General features: G+C 69.6%; 1 protein-coding gene. It reads right to left on the reverse strand.

Annotated elements, in window-relative coordinates; genetic code table 11:
• Positions 1 to 711, reverse strand: a 711-nt coding sequence (locus tag EFE23_RS27870) for an ISAs1 family transposase (protein WP_123243820.1), incomplete at both ends; no start/stop codon positions are given.

Raw genomic sequence — 711 nt, forward strand, 5'->3', positions numbered from 1 at the left:
CCGGCGGTGCGGTGGTAGGCGATGGCGGTGTTACGCAGGGTGGCCATGACGGCTGGGCCGGAGCCGGTGCGGGCCTTGTGGGCGTCTTCACGGAATGTGACATCGCGGACGTGGTGCAGGCTGTTTTCGATGAGCCACTCGTTGCGGGCGAATGCGGCGAGGTCGGTGGGGTGGGCGTCGGCGGCGGGCAGGCTCACGGTGTAGTAGGCCGTCTCGCGGCTGGTCGTGCCTTTGATGGTGCGGGTGCGGGTGATGCGCACGGCCTGTTGTGCGTGGGGGAACGCCAGTCCGCCGTCGGTGCGCACGGTCAGCGCCTTGACGGTGCGGGTCTCGCGGCGTCCGTGTCCGCGGTCGCGTTGCTGGTCACCGATGGGCACGTCGGCCCATGGCAGGGCCTTGAGCTGCCGATACAGGTTGGGCTGGTTGGCCTTCACGGCCACCATGAGGGCACCGCCGCGTTGCGCGACGGCGCGGGCGTGTGCGGTCTGCGCGTGCATCGCGTCCGCCACGATCACCACGCCGTGCAGGGAGCCGAGTTGGCCGATGATGAGGTCGAGCAGTGGCGTGAACGCCGGGATTTCGTTGCTCTTCGCGGTGATCTGGACCTGCCCGAGCACGATCCCGGTGTGGGTGTCGTACGCGGCGAGCAGGTGCACCTGCCGCCCATCGACGGTGCGGGAGCCTCGGAGCACCTTGCCGTCGATGGCGATC

The sequence above is a fragment of the Micromonospora solifontis genome (assembly GCF_003725545.1).
In the GTDB taxonomy this organism is placed as follows: domain Bacteria; phylum Actinomycetota; class Actinomycetes; order Mycobacteriales; family Micromonosporaceae; genus Micromonospora; species Micromonospora solifontis.